This window comes from Pantoea sp. X-Soil-YNGN-785 (assembly GCF_059730585.1).
In genome coordinates this window covers 2,255,637-2,273,435 of sequence record NZ_AP035942.1, presented here as the reverse complement: position 1 = coordinate 2,273,435, position 17,799 = coordinate 2,255,637, and the positions used below count along the sequence as shown (strand labels likewise).

The following is a 17,799-nucleotide window of genomic DNA, read 5'->3' as shown; positions in this document are numbered from 1 at the left end:
TGAAGGGTATAGACAGGGAGTCATATGGGAAAAATATTCAGTACGTTTCTGCCGCTCTACACCACCACGCTGTTGATGCTGCTCGGTTCCGGTCTGCTGACCACCTATGTCTCCCTGCGGCTGGCCAGTGAGCAGGTTAACGGCGCGCTGATTGGTGCGATTATCGCGGCAAACTATATCGGGCTGGTGATTGGCGGCAAGGTGGGGCACAACCTGATCGCCCGCGTCGGCCATATCCGCGCCTATGTGGCCTGCGCCGGGATTATTACCGCCTCTGTGGTGGGTCACGGTCTGACTGACTTTATTCCGCTGTGGGTCTTTCTGCGTCTGATTATCGGACTCTGCATGATGTGCCAGTACATGGTGCTGGAGAGCTGGCTCAACGATCAGGCGGAATCGTCCCAGCGTGGCATGATTTTCGGCTTATATATGGTCGCGACCTACCTTGGACTGAGTGGCGGGCAGGTGATACTGAGCCTGCAGACCGGATTTGGTGTCAGCACGCTGCTGATTGTCGCACTCTGTTTCGCGCTCTGTCTGGTGCCGATAGCGCTGACCACCCGCACTCATGTCAGGCCGATGACGCCAGCCCCGATGGAGCTGGGCTATTTTATCCGCACTATCCCCAAACTGCTCGGCACCACGCTGGTAACCGGCATGGTAATTGGTGCCTTCTACGGTCTGGCACCGGTTTATGGCAGCAGCAAAGGCTTTACCACCAGCCAGACCGGCTATTTTATGAGTCTTACGATCTTTGCCGGGCTGGTGTCGCAGTTTCCGCTGAGCTGGCTTTCTGACCGCTACGATCGTCAGCGGCTGTTATTCATCATTGCGATGCTGTTTGCCGTCATCTGCGTGCCGCTGATCCTGCTGCCGCATCTGACGTTTGACTGGATGATCGGCATCGCTTTTGCTGCCAGCATGATGCAGTTCGCGCTCTATCCGTTGCAGGTGGCGCTGGCCAACGATCAGGTTGCCGCCGAGCGCCGCGTGTCGTTAACCGCCTGTCTGCTGATGGCGTTTGGTATTGGTGCCAGTATCGGCCCGCTGGTGGTGGGTGCGCTGATGCAGCCGCTGGGCAGCAATATGCTTTATCTCTTCTTTGCGCTCTGTGCGCTGGTGATTGGCGGACTGAGTTTTGTCCGTGCGCCAGGTCCGCTTCCGACAACCGAAGTGCCGTTGCCGCACGTGGTCATGCCTGACAGTCTGGCGACCTCGCCACTGGGTGCCGCGCTGATCCCGACGCTGGAAGAGGAGGTGATTCATGCGTCGATGGGCGGTCAGGAGCCGGAAGTGGAGAGCGATGAGGATGCTGATACGGCTGATGAAGAGGTGTTGCCCGATGATCATCCCGGTGATGTTCGCGAAGATCAGCGTCATTAATAGCCGCGACAGGGCATCACGTTGTTCGCCCCTCTCTGCGGGGGGTAAATGTATGATGTCCGGATCTGGCTCACTTCTGTCCGGTCGCTGGCTCGACATTCGGGCCAGCAGCGGCGATGCTGGGTAACCCGTTTCTTCAGGAGTCACACCATGCTCGAACTGCGCCCTAATTGTGAACGCTGCGACGTCGATCTGCCGCCATCCTCTCTGGCGGCACGCATCTGCTCGTTTGAATGCACCTTCTGCGCTGACTGCGATGAGCATTTCGCGCATGTTTGTCCCAACTGCGGTGGTGAACTGGTGCGCCGTCCGGTGCGTCCGGCAGAGAAGCTACAGAAATATCCGGCTAAAATGCGCAGCCGATCTCAAATGACGACGAATACGTCAGAGGCAGAATAGCCTGCGCGGCCCGATGTCGTTATGATGAATTTCGTCCCTGACAGAGCTACCACCTTAACTGAGTGCCGGAGATAAGCGCCGGGAGGGACGTACTTTTCAGGCCCGGCGAATCTTTCATTCCCGACAGTGTGACGCCTTTTCTGTCACAACCTGCTTTCTCTCTCCTCACTCCTGTTCTCCGTCAGCTCTTATACTCTTAGGGTACTTTCAGCACAGAGAGGCACATGCACCGATGTATTATGAATTCCTGAATGGCGCAGCATGGCGACGGATCTGGGTCGTTGGCGATCTGCATGGCTGCCGCTGCGAACTTGATGCGCTGTTGCAGCAACATCAGTTTGATCCGCAGCAGGATTTACTGATTTCGGTTGGCGACATCATCGATCGCGGGCCCGACAGCCTGGGCTGTCTGGCGCTACTGCAGGAGCCCTGGTTTCGCTGCGTGCGCGGCAATCATGAGGAGATGGCGGTGTCGGCGTTACAGGGACAGGACATGGCGCTCTGGCAGATGAACGGGGGCGACTGGTTCTTTCGGCTGCGGGGCGCAGCGTTAATCGCGGCACGGCACGCGTTGCGGCACTGTCGTGAACTGCCGCTGATACTGCATCTGCAATTGGGTGAGCGCACTGTTGTGATTGCTCATGCGGACTATCCGGCACGGGAATACGCGCTGAATAAGCCACTCGACTGGCAAAAGGTGGTCTGGAGCCGTCAGCGACTGGAGGAGATGGAGTCAGGTGAGCAGGCGGGCATCCCTGGCGCAGATGCCTTTTACTTCGGTCATACTCCTCTGAAACAGCCGCTGACGATTGCCAATCTGCATTACATCGATACCGGCGCAGTGTTTGGCAATCATCTGACGATGCTGCAACTAAAGTGACTCAGCGGAACAGGCGGCCGTCACGCACCAGTTCGCGTGGATAGCTGTTCTTGATGCGACTGCCGACTTTCTTCGCCAGCCCCAGCGGCTGCTGCTGCCAGGTCACAATCATCTCATTGTTTGCCGGGGCAGTTTCCGGATAGATATCGCGGCCGCGATACCACTCTTCTGCTTCTGCCGCCGTGAGCTCAAAGGTCTGCGTCGCATCAGGTTGCGCCAGTGCTATCACCGCTTCATGTTGCCAGCGATAGCCTTTGGCAAAGGTTTCTGCCAGCTTCAGGCCAATGCGCGAGAAGCGCACTTTGCCCAGCAGCGGGGTGACCGCTTTAGGGAACAGCCAGATCTCTTTATCACGCTGCCAGAGTTCCAGTGCGTCATCCCATTTGATAGAGACAGCAGCGGCAGCCTGTACGATCTCACTTTCCAGCTTACGGCTGAGATGGGAGAAGGGCAGCTTGCCGACTTTGTAGCCCGGCAGCGGTAAGGGCTCGACTGATGCGGTTTTACGCAGACGCGCCACGAAAAAGCCTTCGCTGTCGAACATCTGCGGGAAGACATGCAGATAGCCCTCGGGCGTCGCGGCCCGTTCGGCACCCTCAAACAGCCCGTCGAGCGGCACGACCTCAACCGCATCCGGATAGCGCTGCAACAGCCAGTCAATCACCTGCTGATTCTCAATCTGATTCAGGGTGCAGGTTGAATAAACCAGCGTGCCGCCAGGTTTTAATGCGTGAAAAGCACTGTCGAGCAGATCGCGCTGGGTCGCGGCGATCTCTTCGGTGCTCGCCAGCGACCAGTTTTTCAGCGCATCTGCATCTTTGCGGATCACTCCTTCGCCGGAGCAGGGCGCGTCCAGCAGGATGGCGTCGAACTGTTCCGGCAGCGCTGGCCCGAAGACCCGCGCGTCAAAGTGCGTCAGCGCACTGTTGCTGACGCCGCAGCGGCTGATATTAGCGTGCAGCACTTTTACCCGGCTGGAGGAGAATTCGTTTGCCAGGATAACGCCCTGATTGCCCATTCGGGCCGCAATCTGGGTGGTTTTAGAACCCGGTGCCGCTGCCATATCCATCACGGCGCTGACCTCTGGCTGGGCGTCAAACAGGGCGGTTACCGGCAGCATGGAGCTGGCTTCCTGGATGTAAAACAGGCCGCTGAGATGTTCAGCCACGCTGCCCAGCGGCAGGCTCTCATCTTCCCGGCTGATCCAGAATCCCTCTTCGCACCACGGCACCGGCGTCAGCTGCCAGTCATAACCCGCCGTCTGGCTCAGAAAATCGGCCACGCTGATCTTCAGGGTATTGACGCGAATACTGCGGCGCAGGGGCTGCTGACTGTAAGCGATGAACTGCGTGAAGCTCGCCTCATCGGGCAGGCTCTGACGCATTAATGAGAGAAAATCGGCGGGGAAAAACGAAGACGCATCTGACACGGGCACATTCCAGTTAAGGCAAAGGCGGCAGTGTACCATGAGGAATGAAAACGGGCAGCCAGGCTGCCCGTTCAGAGTAAATTACCGCGGAGACGGAATCGCCGTTCCCCAGTTACGCCACTCTTTCGGCGCTTCATCCTGCAGCAGGAAGTGTTTATCCGGGTTGGCCTGCGGTGCCAGCGGCACCGTCGGTGGCGTCGCAAACTGAATGCCACCGCGAATAAACTGCTGGAAGGTCCCGGTTTTCACCACGCCGCCCACCAGACCGAAGTCGAGGTTGTAGCCGGACGCCAGCCAGAACACCGAATTGTTCCGCACCAGATGCTGATACTTCTTACTGATGCGCAGGGCGATCTGCACGCGGTCCGCCATATTCCCCAGTGACGTGCCGGTGACGGTACCCACTTCCACACCCCGGAACAGCACCGGCGTACCCAGCGACAGGGAACCTGCCTCGGTGGCATCAACATAAATGTTCAGGCCATTCAGGTAGCGCGAATCGGTAATGGTGCTCTCCTGCAATTCAAAGGTGCGTGCGGCACCGCCTTTGCCCGGATCAACGTTGACGTACGGCTGTAACAGGGTCTCCAGATGATTCACGCCGGTAGCGGAAATCTCCGGTGAAACCACGGAGAAACGGCTGCCGAGGCGGGCAAAATCATTCACATACTCAGGGTAAAGTACGGCTTTCGCCACGACCTGATTGTTATCTTTGCTTAACGACAGAGATTCTACCTGTCCGACGTTGATACCCAGATAACGAATCGGCATTCCGGCAGAGAGTTTGCTGGCGTCATAGGTGTGCAGCGTAATCTGACTGCCCACCGCGCGGGCAGCGGTTTCAGAGGAGTAGAGCATGCGTTTAGCCCCTTTGACCGACTGCGCACCACTCATATTGTCGAAACTGATTGCGCCTTTCAGCGCACGGTTAAGCGGCGAGGCCTGCACCGTCAGGCCGCTGCCGTTCAGGCTGACGCGTGCGCCACCCTCAGCCCAGAACACGCTTTCGCTGGTCAGCAGCTTGCGATATTCCGGCTGAATGTGCACCGCGATATCAAAAGCGTCAGCGCGCGGCGTCACTTTGACAATCTCACCCACCTGGAATTTACGGTAAAGCACGACCGAACCGGCCTGTACGTCAGGCAGGCTGTTGGCGGTCAGCATCAGCGTCGTGGACGGGCCATCGCCGGTAATGCCTTCGTCCGCTTTTTCCGCATCAGCAAACAGCGGATAGGCCGTTTTCGGCTCGCCTTTTTTGCCCGGCTCCAGCCGGATGCCACCATCCACCCACTCGCGGGCGCTGGCACCTAATACCTGCATGCCATCAAGGCCGAACTTCACATCGAGGCGACTGTTGACGATAAATTTGCTGTCGCCATGCACCAGATTGCGGTTTTCAGGATTGACTGCGACAACGAAATTGACGCCATTTTCATCCAGCGAACGCGACATCACCTGACCAATCTGCATACCGTGCAGCATCAGCGGCTGGCCCTGATCGATGCCGTAGCTCTCCGGTGCGCTGAGTTTTACCGTCAGCACGTTGGGTTTCTGCAGCAGGGTCTCATTGGACGCCAGCACGGTGTAGTGCTGCTGCGGTTCGCCTTCACCCGGCACCAGTTCCAGCGTATTGCCGGTCAGCAGTGCGCTGAGGCTGGTATCGGTCAGGCTGATTTTCGGGCTGTGCATCTCGATGCGGGTGCCGCTGCGCATCAGGCCAACTACAGAAGGATCAATCGTCAGCTCGCCGGTCACCTTGCCGCCATCCAGCAGATTCAGTTTAGTCAGCGTACCGACCTCCAGGCCCTGGTACATCAGCGGCGTGCTGCCGGCCTTGAGATTTTTACCGTTGGGCAGGTCAAGCGTGATCTGTACGCCGCGCTGGCTGTGCGCCAGATCGGGATAGAGCCGGTAGTTCTGCTCCGCTTTGGCGGTTTCGGCCCCCTGCGGTGAGTCAAACGCAATCGCGCCATTGACCAGCGCCGCCAGACTCTCCAGCTGGACTTTAGCCCCGCTCAGGCTGACGTCGGCATTGACGCCTGACACGTTCCAGAAGCGGCTGTTGGTCTTCACCAGATTGATAAAGCGACGGTCAATCAGCACATCAATTGCCACGCCATCGGCTTTATTATCAATGCTGTAGTCATAGACCCGGCCAACCGGAATTTTGCGGTAGTAGACCAGCGAGCCAGTGTTGAGTGAGCCGAGATCGGGCGCATGCAGATGGATCATCAGCTCGCCAGTATTGACCCGATATTTCGGTTGCGTATCCAGCGCGGTAAACGCCTCGCTGGGTTTACCTTTACCTGGCATCATCCCGATGTAGTTACCGCCGACCAGCGCATCCAGACCCGAGACGCCCGCCAGTGAAGCTTTGGGCGTCACCAGCCAGAACTGGGTATCCTCACGCAGCGCGTCGCGCATGTCGCTCTTGATGCTGGCTTTAATCTGGATGCTGCGATAATCGTCGCTGAGATTAATGCCCTGCACGGTGCCCACTTCCACGCCCTGATAACGGATCGGGGTACGACCCGGCACGATACCATCCGCCGTCTGGAAATTGATGGTGATAGTGGTGCCGCGCTCCTGATAATTGGTCCAGAGCAGCCAGCAGGCGATCAGCATCGCAATGACCGGCAGCAGCCAGAAGGGCGAAATTTTTCGCTTATTACGCAGCGTTGCGTTAGTCGGTGTAGTCGGCGTTTCCTGTTGCATGTGCATCCCAGAGCAGGCGGCTGTCCAGCCACTCAACAGACATAATGGTCAGGATGACGGCCGCGCCAAAAAACAGCGCAGCCGGTCCCATGGTAAAAGCCAGCAGCTGATCACGATTGACCAGCGACATGGTTAATGAAATGACAAACAGATCGAGCATGGACCAGCGGCCAACCCAGGTCACAAAACGCAGCAACCGGATGCGGGTTCTCAGTCCCTGCTCACAGCGGAAATGAATGCTAAGCAGCAGGGTCAGCATGACCAGTACTTTGGTAAAGGGCACCAGAATACTGGCGATAAACACAATCGCTGCCACCGGAATGTTGCCTTCACCCAGCCCCAGGATGCCGGAGAAGATGGTGTCCTCGCGCCGTGAGCCATTGAGGTAAACCACGGAAATGGGCATCAGGTTCGCGGGTATTAGCAGCACGATCGACGCGATGAGCGCGGCCCAGGATTTCTGCAGGCTGTGGCGGCGTCGGAAGTCGAGCGGCGTGTGGCAGCGCGGGCAGCGCCCCCGTTCGTCAGGTAGGCCGGTGTTGTGACAGTTGAGGCAGACCTGCATGTCGTCACGGGCCATATTGCCGGGGCTTTGCGGGTAGAAATGCTCCCACAGCTGCTCCATATTCAGATGGATCATGGTCAGCACGCTCAGCACCGTCAGGGCAATGTAAGCCGCCAGCCCATAGCCAATCTCCAGCGAAGCATAGTCCTGCACTTTGATGGATGCCACGGCGATGCCGATCAGATAGATGTCGAGCATCACCCACTCTTTGAGCTTCTCCAGCATGATCAATACGGGCCGCAGGTTCATGCCCAGACGATGACCGATACCGAGATAACAGATGCCGGCCACGAGCGTTACCGGCGCGCCAATAGTGCAGAACGCCACCATCGAAGCGGTCAGCACATCACCCTGCTGGGTCATCTGAATCACCCCTTCCAGTACGCTGGCATTGATGCGCATACCCAGCAGCCGGATATCCACCAGCGGCAGGGAAAAGGCGAAGGGCATTAACACGATCATGGTGGCGGCCATGGCCATCAGTCTGGTCATTGGCCAGTCGCGTCCACTGAGAATCTCAGCGTTGCAGCGCGGGCAGTGTGCCGACTGATGCGTTTTCACATCCGGTAAGGAAAAAAGGGTATCGCATTGCGGGCAACGCTGATAACGTGCGTGAGGCAATGTCTGGCTGATAGCGTGAATTTTCATAGGGTGATGCAATTTTCGCTCTTCAGAGGGAACAGATATCGGTCATTAAGACATTGTCTGTGTGCCTGTCTCGGGCATCACGCTTCGATCCACAGAATGCTAAGGGTATAGCAACTAACGCTATGATTCACCTTGTGGCTCTGGATATTTAAAACTTATTTTTAACGAACGGTTTCTTTTGCCCCGTTCAGATGTCATTGGTAACGGTTAAATAATGAACAAAACTGCCTTTTACGCCGATTTGAATCGCGATATGCGCGCCTTGCTGGCGGGAGAAACGGCGTTCCTCGCCGCGATGGGAAACTTTAGCGCGCTGCTGTACGAACGTCTCGATGGCGTGAACTGGGCAGGTTTCTACCTGCTGACGGAAGCCGATACGCTGGTGCTGGGCCCGTTCCAGGGCAAAATCGCCTGTGTGCGTATTCCGGTCGGTAAAGGTGTGTGTGGCACGGCGCTGGCAGAAGAAAAAGTGCAACGCGTAGATGATGTGCATGCCTTCCCGGGCCACATTGCCTGCGATGCTGCCAGCAATGCTGAGATTGTGATTCCTCTGAAAGTGAATGGCACTGTGGTTGGGGTGCTGGACATCGACAGCGTGGAGTACAATCGCTTTGACAGCGACGACGAAGCGGGACTGGTCACACTGACCGATGGGCTTTGTGAAGTGCTTGCGAACAGCGACTTAGAAAAATATCTGCAGCTGACGCGCAGCTAATCGACTGGATCACATGGCATTTAGCGATGTTGTCATTATAATGTCGCCTGTTCATGCCTGCGCTGGTCGGCAAACCCGTTGTAATCAGGAAATTTCATGGAAAATCAACCTAAGTTGAATAGCAGTAAAGAAGTCATCACTTTTCTGGCGGAGCGCTTTCCGCACTGCTTTAGCGCTGAAGGTGAAGCGCGTCCGCTCAAAATCGGTATCTTTCAGGATCTGGTCGAGCGTGTTCAGGGCGAAATGGGTCTGAGCAAAACACAGCTGCGTTCCGCGCTGCGTCTTTATACGTCAAGCTGGCGTTATCTGTACGGCATCAAAGCCGGTGCGATTCGTGTCGATCTCGACGGCAACGCCTGTGGCGTGCTGGATGAGCAGCACGTTGAGCATGCCCGCAAGCAGCTGGAAGAAGCCAAAGCGCGCGTTCAGGCGCAGCGTGACCAGCAGCGTGCTGCACGCCGTGAAGCAGGCGAAAGCGAAGAGGGCGCTGCACCGCGTCGTCCACGCAAGCCCGCGCCGCGTAAGCCTGCAGAAGCCGATGCTGCGCGTAAACCCCGTCTGCAGACGACTGCTCCGCGTGCGACCGCCTCACAGCATCGTAAGCCAGCCCCACGTCCGGAGCAGGAAGCCCGACCCATCACTGATACCTCAACTTTGCAACCCGGCCAGAGTATTAAAGTTAAAGCAGGCAAAAGTGCGATGGACGCTACCGTTCTTGAAGTATCAAAAGACGGCGTTCGGGTCCAGCTCGCTTCCGGCATGGCAATGATTGTGCGCGCAGAACACTTGCAGTTCTGAAACGGAGGCTAACCCCGGCATGAACACCCTTTTTAAAGTTGGACTTATTGCGGGCCTGCTCTTAGCAGGCCCAACCTTCGGCGCAGAGAATATTACCCGCGCCGATCAGATTCCCCAGCTTCACGAAGACCCGCAGGATCCGACGGTCAGTGAGCGCGTCACGTCGCGCTTTACCCGTTCCCACTACCGCCAGTTCGATCTGGATCAGAACTTTTCCGCGAAAATTTTTGATCGCTACCTGAACATGCTCGACTACAGCCACAATGTGCTGCTGGCATCAGATGTGGCGCAGTTTGCCAGCAAAAAAACCACCGTCGGCGATGAGCTGCGCAGTGGCAAGCTGGATCTCTTTTACGATATTTATAATCTGGCGCAGAAACGCCGTTTTGAGCGCTATCAGTATGCGCTGACGGTGCTGGCGCGTCCGATGAATTTCAGCGGCAATGACACCATCGACATTGACCGCGCCAAAGCGCCCTGGCCGAAAGATCAGGCTGAACTGAACGCGCTCTGGGATGCTAAGGTCAAATATGACCAGCTGAGTCTGAAGCTGGCAGGCAAAGACGATAACGAGATCCGCGACGTTCTCACCAAGCGTTATAACTTCGCGATCCGTCGTCTGGCCCAGAGCAACGGCGAAGACGTTTTCCAGCTGGTGATGAACGCCTTTGCCCGTGAAATCGATCCGCATACCAGCTATCTGTCGCCGCGTAACACTGAGCAGTTCAATACCGAGATGAGCCTGTCACTGGAAGGCATCGGCGCGGTACTGCAGATGGACGACGACTACACCGTAATCAACTCAATGGTGGCAGGCGGTCCGGCAGCGAAAAGCAAAGCCATTACGGTGGGCGACCGTATCGTGGGTGTCGGTCAGCCAGGCAAGCCGATGGAAGATGTGATCGGCTGGCGTCTGGATGATGTCGTGGCAAAAATTAAAGGACCCAAGGGCAGCAAAGTGCGCCTGGAAGTTCTGCCCGCCGGTAAGGGCACCAAAACCCGAACTGTGACGCTGACGCGTGAGAAAATCCGTCTGGAAGATCGCGCGGTTAAACTGACCATCAAAAATGTCGGCAAGCAGAAAGTAGGCGTGCTTGATATTCCTGGCTTCTATGTCGGTCTCACCGACGACGTGAAAGTTCAGCTGCAGAAACTGCAGAAACAGAACGTCGATAGCGTGGTGATCGATCTGCGTACCAACGGCGGCGGCGCGCTGACCGAAGCGGTCTCGCTTTCCGGCCTGTTTATTCCGAGTGGTCCGGTGGTGCAGGTTCGTGATAACAATGGTCGGGTGCGTGAAGACAGCGATAACGACGGCGTGGTCTACTACAAAGGTCCGCTGGTGGTACTGGTCGATCGCTTCAGCGCCTCCGCCTCTGAGATCTTTGCTGCCGCGATGCAGGATTACGGTCGTGCAGTGATTGTCGGCGAGCCAACCTTTGGTAAAGGCACCGTTCAGCAGTATCGCTCGCTGAACCGCATCTACGATCAGATGCTACGTCCGGAGTGGCCAGCGTTAGGCTCCGTTTCTTACACCATCCAGAAGTTCTATCGCATTAACGGCGGCAGTACACAGCGTAAAGGCGTCACGCCGGATCTGCTGATGCCAACCGGCGTTGAAGCGGCTGAAACCGGTGAGAAATTTGAAGATAACGCCCTGCCATGGGACAGCATCAAAGCGGCTACCTATACCAAAACCGGTGATGTTAAACCGCTGGTCGCGCAGCTGACGAAGCAGCATGCTGACCGTATCGCTCAGGATCGCGAGTTCCAGTACATCATGAAGGACATTGCCCGTTACAATGCCCTGAAAGATAAGCGCAACATCGTGTCACTTAATCTTGCTCAGCGCGAGAAAGAGAACCACGAAGATGATGCGTCACGTCTGGAACGAATCAATGCGCGCTATCAGGCCGAAGGCAAAAAACCGCTGAAGAACCTGGATGAGTTGCCGAAAGATTATAAAGAGCCGGATCCGTATCTTGATGAGACGGTGAAGATCGCTAACGATCTTGCGCAACTGGAGAAATCCCAGCCAGACGCGCCAGCAGCGAAATAATCCGCTGTTGTCAGAAAAAGCACCGCTCTGCGGTGCTTTTTTTTGCCCCCGGAAAAGTTTCCGGTAACCAATGATTAGCGATGGTGAACCCGTCTGTAGGCGGTGCCGCCCGGCAGACGTGTCAGAATGTAAAGTTATGTCTTTTTAGGCACTTAAACGTTAAGGTCGCTTGAAAAGCCGCACAATGCTCATAGGATATGTATCCGCGTATAGGCGCGTGAACTACTGAGGAAGATTAACAAAAATGATGCGTATTGCTCTTTTCCTGATGACCAACCTGGCTGTGATGTTGGTATTCGGGCTGATTCTCAGCCTGACAGGGATCCAGTCAAGCAGTGTTCAGGGCCTGATGATCATGGCAGGCCTGTTTGGCTTCGGCGGTGCGTTTGTTTCACTGCTGATGTCGAAGTGGATGGCGCTGCGTTCGGTTGGCGGTGAAGTAATTGAACAGCCACGCAATGAAACTGAGCGCTGGCTGGTGGATACCATTGGCCGACAGGCCCAACAGGCGGGTATTGCGATGCCACAGGTCGCGATCTATCACGCACCTGATATCAACGCCTTTGCGACCGGCGCGCGTCGCAACGCCTCACTGGTGGCTGTCTCAACCGGTCTGCTGCAGAACATGAGCCGTGATGAGGCGGAAGCGGTGCTGGCTCACGAAGTGTCGCACATCGCTAACGGTGACATGATCACCATGACGCTGATTCAGGGTGTGGTGAACACCTTCGTGATTTTCGTTTCACGTATTCTGGCGCAGATTGCGGCGGGCTTTATGTCCGGCAACCGTGATGGTGAGGAGAGCAGCAACGGTAATCCGCTGGTCTACTTTGCGGTGTCGATGGTGCTGGAACTGGTGTTTGGTATTCTCGCCAGCATCATCACCATGTGGTTCTCCCGTCATCGTGAGTTCCACGCCGATGCCGGTTCAGCGAAGCTGGTCGGTCGTGAGAAGATGATTGCGGCGTTGCAGCGTCTGAAAACCAGCTACGAACCGCAGGAGCCGAGCAGCATGATGGCGTTCTGCATCAACGGTAAGGGCAAATCGTTCAGCGAGCTGTTCATGTCACACCCGCCGTTAGACAAGCGTATTGAAGCCCTGCGCAGCGGTCAGTATCTGAAGTAGCGCTAAGCAGAGCAAACAAGGCGACCCCCGGGTCGCCTTTTCTGTTTTAGAAATCAGCATCAGATTGAATCTGACAGCAATATCTTAGCTCAACGAGCAGGGAACCCTGGCAGAGGAGGAAAGCGTCCCGACGCCTGGACAAAAACGCCGGGAGCGTTTTTAAACAACGCAAAGCGTTGGACCGTTTACGGTCGCACCTCAGGGATGAGGTGCGCAATGGTGCGGGCCGACCGTCATGGATGACAGTAGTCTTTCCGATCTGACAGGGTTCCCTGTGCAGGCTCGACCATACACCGAATCGGGTCACATTCTGTCATGAGTTCGCCTTTTTTTAATGCTGTCAGGCCCGGGTCTGCGTCATGCGCGACACGCTCACCAGCGCCGCCACGGCGGCAAAGCTCCCTGCAAGCAGCAGCGAAACGTGCGTCCCACTTTCATCAAACAGATTAAACATCAGTGCGACCAGCGCGGCACCCATACTCTGCCCCAGAAGACGCGCAGTACCCAGCATGCCGCTGGCACCGCCACTGCGATTACGTGGCGCGGAGGTGACAATCGTGTGGTTGTTGGGTGACTGGAACAGCCCGAAGCCGGCACCGCATAGCATCATGCGCCAGATAATATCGCCATCACCCGGATTTACCGGCAGCCAGGCGAGCAGGAACAGCCCCAGCGCGAACATCGCCAGTCCGATTCCCCCTAACAACCCGGCATGCACCCGTTCAATCAGACGGCCGGCAATCGGCGCAAATACCATCGTTGCCAGCGGCCAGGGCGTCAGCAGCAACCCGGTCGCCACCTCATTACGCTGCAGGACGTTCTGCAGAAAGAAGGGCAGTGAGACCATCGCCAGCATCTGGGCACAGAACGAACAGACCGACGTTCCCATCGACAGGCTGAAAATCGGGATACGCAGCAGATCAACCGGCAGCAGCGGCACTGCCATATTGAGCTGACGACGAATAAAGAACCAGCCGATGAGCAGCAGCGCAACGACCTCGGAGAGCACCAGCAGATGACTCTGTCCCTGGGCAAAGCCGCTCAGAGCGGAGATGATCAGGCCAAAGAACAGGGCGTTCATGATCGCACTGGGCACATCGAATTTCTGTGTTGTGGCTTTCTGCGGGTTATCAGGCAGGGTTCGCAGCGCCAGCCAGAGGGCAATAGCCCCCAGCGGGACGTTAATCAGAAACAGCCATTTCCAGCTGGCTACCGAGAGTATCGCTGCCGCTACCGTCGGGCCAGCCGCGGTTGATACGGCCACCACCAGCGAGTTGATCGCCATGCCGCGTCCCAGATAACGCTGCGGATAGATAATGCGTATCAGCGCGGTATTCACACTCATCAGCGCCGCGCCGCCTAACCCCTGCAGCACACGGGCAAAAGTCAGCATGGTTAGCGTGGTCGAAAAGGCGCAGAACAGCGAGGTCGCGATAAACAGTGCCAGGCCAGCCTGATAGACGCGGCGATAACCCAGCATGTCGCCCAGAAACGAAAGTGACAGCAGCGAAACGATAATCGCAATCTGATAGGCATTCACAATCCAGATGGACTGCGCCGGGCTGGCATTCAGTTCACGCGAAATAGTCGGCAGCGCGACGTTGGCAATCGCGCCGTCTAATACCGCCATGGTCAGGCCCAGCGCAATAGTGACGATAGCCATATAGCGCTGACGCGTCGGTAATCCATCCTGAGGAGGAGAGAGTGTCATAAGTTAATTACTAAAGAGGGTGAATATCATCATGCTAATGAAATCAGCGCTGAAATGCAGCGATCAGATGGATAAAAAACTGTCTTAAAATATGACTTAATGGTTAAAGCATTGCTGCCGTCCTGTGCATCCCTCTATACTGACAGTCCGTTCCATTTTTTTTGAAACAGGCTAATAAGGTGCGTGATGTCCTCTGCTGAAAATGATAAACAGCCCGATTCCGTCTCTTCGGTACTTAAAGTGTTCGGCATTCTGCAGGCGCTGGGTGAAGAGCGCGATCACGGTATAACCGAGCTTGCGCAGCGCGTGATGATGTCAAAAAGTACCGTCTACCGTTTTCTGCAGACCATGAAGTCGCTGGGCTATGTCACGCAGGAAGGTGAAAGCGAGAAGTACTCACTGACGCTGAAGCTGTTTGAACTGGGTGCCAAAGCGCTACAGAACGTCGATTTAATCCGCAGCGCGGATGTGCAGATGCGTGAGCTGTCGCGTCTGACCAAAGAGACGATTCACCTGGGGGCGCTGGAAGAGGACAGCATTGTCTACATCCATAAAATCGACTCACTTTACAATCTGCGCATGTATTCGCGCATTGGCCGTCGCAACCCGCTGCATACCACCGCGATTGGTAAAGTCCTGCTCGCCTGGCGTGATCGCAGCGATGTTGAGGAAATTCTGCGGGATGTGGAGTTCAAACGCAGCACGGCCAATACGCTGCTGAGCGCCGAGGCGCTGATTACGACGCTGGATCAGGTCAAAGCGCAGGGTTACGGCGAAGATAATGAAGAGCAGGAAGAGGGATTACGCTGCCTTGCCGTGCCGGTGTTTGATCGGTTTGGCGTGGTGATTGCGGGACTCAGCATCTCGTTTCCCACCATTCGCTTTTCGGAAGATGCCCGCCAGGATTATGTGGCGATGTTGCATCGGGCGGCGCGTACGCTTTCAGCAGAAATGGGCTATCACGACTACCCATTCTGAATAAAGCGGGCCATCCGGCCCGCTTTATCACTAGTTATCGATCACTTCTCCGCTTTTCTTCAGCAACGGACAATCCGTCACGCCCACCACGCCACTGTCGGTATGCAGATACTGCGCGCTGATAACGCCGCGAGCGGTAAGATAGCTGCACTGCAGGCCAAGTCCGGCAGCATTTTTAGTGCTGCCGGTTAACACGCCATAGCCGGTAAGCAGCATTGCCAGCCAGATCACCGCCAGCAAGCCTATTGTGCGAATAAACAGTTTCATTGTGTCTCCTTGTGAAAGATAACTCAGCGCGCCACCTGGTGCTGCCGGTTATGATGATATCAGCATGCCTCGCTTTTCTGGTGGGATCGATCAGAGATAACTGAAACGGCAAATTCTGCATTGCTGTATCCCCCATTATCTTTTGCGATAGCTACAGGTAGAATAGGCGGTTGCCATGTTCTGGCGTTTCCACTGAGTTTTACGAGGCAGTTATGAATGAGTTAGCCGCAAATCCGGGCCCCCTGGTCAGCTATGGCCTGCTGGTCATTATTTTGATTGTGGCGTTTATCGCCTGGTTCTTTGTTAACCGGGCCAGCGTGCGCGCGGGTGAGCAAATCCGCTTACTGGAATCCTTACTGGAAGAGCAGAAGAAGCAGAATCAGCTGCTGCGCCGCCTGATTGAGATGCAGCCCGGGGCAGAAAATACAAAAACCGATGACGATCGGGAGAAGCGCGACTTTATCCGGTTAATCCCGGAACGTTAATCACAGCAGAGAGGCGGAATGGCCGGGAAAAATCCGTGGTATGACAGCAGCAAAGCGCATCACACGCCAGAGGGATTCCGTAATCCTGAACCGGAACAGCGAAAACCGGGTGACCTGAAACGCTGGCGCAGGGAGCGTAAAGCACAGGCGCTCCCTGCGCCACCCCAGCAGGGTTATGCGGCCTTCATCAGGCAATGGTGGCAGCCCGCGGATATCAGCGGCAGTGACGATCGTATCTGGTGGCTGGGACATGCTGCCGTCCTGTTACGGCTCAATGGACACTATATCCTGATCGATCCGGCGCTCTCACCACGCGCCTCACCGCTGGCGTTTGCGGGGCCACAGCGTAAAACGCCCGCGCCCATTAGCATCGCCGATCTGCCGCAGCTTGATGTCGTGCTGATTTCACACAACCATTACGATCATCTGGATAAACCGACGGTTAAAGCGATTATCCGGCATTTTCCGCAGGCGACCTTTATTGTGCCGCTGGGACTGGCGAAATGGTGCAGAGCGCAGGGCGTGAAACAGGTGCACCAGATCGACTGGTGGCAGCAGGTAACGCTCGGCGACCTCTGTTTTGATGCGGTGCCAGCCCGTCACTGGAGTATGCGAACCCCACGCGATCGCAACCGTTCGCTCTGGTGCGGCTGGGTCGTGCGCTCTGCCTCCCTGCGTTTCTGGTTTTCGGGCGACAGTGGCTATAGCGATAGCCTGCTGGAGATTCCGGCCCGGCTTGGCCCGTTCAGCGTGGCTGCGTTGCCGATTGGCGCGTATGCACCCAAATGGTTCATGGCAAGCCAGCATATGGATCCCGACCAGGCGGTGGCGTTATGGCAGGCGGCAGGCAGGCCATTGACGCTGCCTATTCACTGGGGGGTGTTTGAGCTGGCCGATGAGTCGCTGGATGCGCCACCACAGGAGTTAGCGAATGCGCTACAGCGGGCAGACGAACATAACGGCCGCTTCGCCCCCTGGCGAATAGGCGAAGGTCGCAGTCTGAATAATTGCAGCCAGGAATAATCCTAAAGCCTCCGGTATAAATAAAAGCCGGAGGTTTTTTATCAGACATCAATTTTTCAAATCGAAAGTTAAATTCTTAATAAGGAAAATCCGCATCGTTGCTTTTATTTGGAGCAAGGCTAATGGCTGGCTCCTGCTTTTGGTGCAAAAAAAGCGTTATTTGTACGAAATAAAAGTCGCTGTACAGGATTGATGCCCGATCTTTGATATCTGCCACGGTTACCGTTTCGCTTATTCATTTCGCCATTGCCATATTTGTGAAATATTAATTTCTTATGGTATCCATCGGGCTAAGCCTGGCAACACAGGCAGGAGAGGGCGCTGGCTGCCCGCGTACTTTATTCGCAGGTGCAGTTGTAAACCCCACGGAACAGGCAATGTGAGCTTTCTGGCAAATATGTGCGCAGGCGCGCCAGGGCTTTAAAAATGGCTTGCCATTATTTTTGGGATATGTGATAACAATTCGTGGGTTAAACGAGGTACAGTTCTGTTTATGCATGGCATCTTCAGTAAAGAAGTACGAGTAAAGACGTTGACGTTGAATACCGCTTCCTTGCCGAACCTTAATTAGTGCCTCATGCAGTAATGTCTCTGGTTTTTCTGTAAGACAGCCTTCGG

General features: G+C 56.0%; 15 protein-coding genes. 10 read left to right on the top strand and 5 right to left on the bottom strand.

Annotated features, from left to right (window positions below; genetic code table 11):
- The first annotated feature begins 24 nt into the window (after positions 1-24).
- The 3 genes from AC6I8E_RS10610 to AC6I8E_RS10600 all read left to right on the top strand — a co-directional run bounded on the left by AC6I8E_RS10610 (position 25) and on the right by AC6I8E_RS10600 (position 2,662).
- Entirely contained in the window at positions 25-1,383 is a 1,359-nt protein-coding gene (locus tag AC6I8E_RS10610) for an MFS transporter (RefSeq protein WP_013358118.1), read from the top strand.
- A gap of 150 nt (positions 1,384-1,533) precedes the next feature.
- Entirely contained in the window at positions 1,534-1,782 is a 249-nt protein-coding gene (locus tag AC6I8E_RS10605; protein WP_033783299.1) for a DUF1272 domain-containing protein, read from the top strand.
- Between the two features lie 232 nt (positions 1,783-2,014).
- Positions 2,015-2,662, top strand: coding sequence for a metallophosphoesterase (locus AC6I8E_RS10600; protein WP_497823957.1), 648 nt, complete (start codon positions 2,015-2,017; stop codon positions 2,660-2,662).
- Position 2,663: 1 nt separating this feature from the next.
- Here the strand turns inward: AC6I8E_RS10600 and rsmF are convergent, their stop codons facing one another.
- The 3 genes from rsmF to yebS form a co-directional block, all read right to left on the bottom strand.
- Positions 2,664-4,091: a 16S rRNA (cytosine(1407)-C(5))-methyltransferase RsmF gene (gene rsmF / locus AC6I8E_RS10595; protein WP_197061494.1), complete on the bottom strand. Its 1,428-nt coding sequence runs from the start codon at positions 4,089-4,091 to the stop codon at positions 2,664-2,666.
- Between the two features lie 81 nt (positions 4,092-4,172).
- Positions 4,173-6,806, bottom strand: coding sequence for a PqiB family protein (locus AC6I8E_RS10590; protein ID WP_013358114.1), 2,634 nt, complete (start codon positions 6,804-6,806; stop codon positions 4,173-4,175).
- Positions 6,775-8,019, bottom strand: coding sequence for a membrane integrity lipid transport subunit YebS (yebS, locus tag AC6I8E_RS10585; protein WP_013358113.1), 1,245 nt, complete (start codon positions 8,017-8,019; stop codon positions 6,775-6,777). Before yebS ends, AC6I8E_RS10590 begins: the two co-directional genes overlap by 32 nt.
- 214 nt (positions 8,020-8,233) lie before the next feature.
- Between yebS and AC6I8E_RS10580 the strand changes: the two genes are divergently transcribed.
- From AC6I8E_RS10580 to htpX, 4 genes are all read left to right on the top strand, one after another.
- Positions 8,234-8,734 carry a GAF domain-containing protein gene (locus AC6I8E_RS10580; RefSeq protein WP_013358112.1) on the top strand — a complete coding sequence of 167 codons (501 nt, stop codon included), beginning with the start codon at positions 8,234-8,236 and terminating at the stop codon, positions 8,732-8,734.
- A gap of 96 nt (positions 8,735-8,830) precedes the next feature.
- Positions 8,831-9,532 carry an RNA chaperone ProQ gene (gene proQ / locus AC6I8E_RS10575; protein ID WP_497823956.1) on the top strand — a complete coding sequence of 234 codons (702 nt, stop codon included), beginning with the start codon at positions 8,831-8,833 and terminating at the stop codon, positions 9,530-9,532.
- Positions 9,533-9,551: 19 nt separating this feature from the next.
- Positions 9,552-11,591, top strand: coding sequence for a carboxy terminal-processing peptidase (gene prc / locus AC6I8E_RS10570; RefSeq protein WP_013358110.1), 2,040 nt, complete (start codon positions 9,552-9,554; stop codon positions 11,589-11,591).
- 244 nt (positions 11,592-11,835) lie between these two features.
- Complete coding sequence (htpX, locus tag AC6I8E_RS10565) at positions 11,836-12,717, top strand: protease HtpX (protein ID WP_003852678.1); 882 nt, start codon at positions 11,836-11,838, stop codon at positions 12,715-12,717.
- 340 nt (positions 12,718-13,057) lie between these two features.
- Here htpX and AC6I8E_RS10560 read toward each other — a convergent pair whose 3' ends face one another.
- On the bottom strand, positions 13,058-14,428 hold the full coding sequence (locus tag AC6I8E_RS10560; protein ID WP_497823955.1) for an MFS transporter: 1,371 nt from the start codon (positions 14,426-14,428) through the stop codon (positions 13,058-13,060).
- A 186-nt stretch (positions 14,429-14,614) separates the two neighbouring features.
- Between AC6I8E_RS10560 and kdgR the strand changes: the two genes are divergently transcribed.
- Positions 14,615-15,406: a DNA-binding transcriptional regulator KdgR gene (gene kdgR / locus AC6I8E_RS10555; protein WP_013358108.1), complete on the top strand. Its 792-nt coding sequence runs from the start codon at positions 14,615-14,617 to the stop codon at positions 15,404-15,406.
- Between the two features lie 30 nt (positions 15,407-15,436).
- Here the strand turns inward: kdgR and AC6I8E_RS10550 are convergent, their stop codons facing one another.
- The gene (locus tag AC6I8E_RS10550) at positions 15,437-15,673 is read right to left on the bottom strand and encodes a YobH family protein (protein ID WP_033732884.1); all 237 of its coding nucleotides are present in this window, start codon (positions 15,671-15,673) and stop codon (positions 15,437-15,439) included.
- Between the two features lie 212 nt (positions 15,674-15,885).
- On the opposite strand from AC6I8E_RS10550, the gene AC6I8E_RS10545 reads away from it, so the two are divergent.
- Together AC6I8E_RS10545 and AC6I8E_RS10540 are read left to right on the top strand one after the other, a co-directional pair.
- Positions 15,886-16,158 (top strand): YebO family protein, encoded by a 273-nt coding sequence (locus AC6I8E_RS10545; RefSeq protein ID WP_013358106.1) that lies wholly within the window; start codon positions 15,886-15,888, stop codon positions 16,156-16,158.
- 18 nt (positions 16,159-16,176) lie between these two features.
- Entirely contained in the window at positions 16,177-17,181 is a 1,005-nt protein-coding gene (locus tag AC6I8E_RS10540) for an MBL fold metallo-hydrolase (protein WP_497823954.1), read from the top strand.
- The last annotated feature ends 618 nt before the right edge of the window (positions 17,182-17,799 follow it).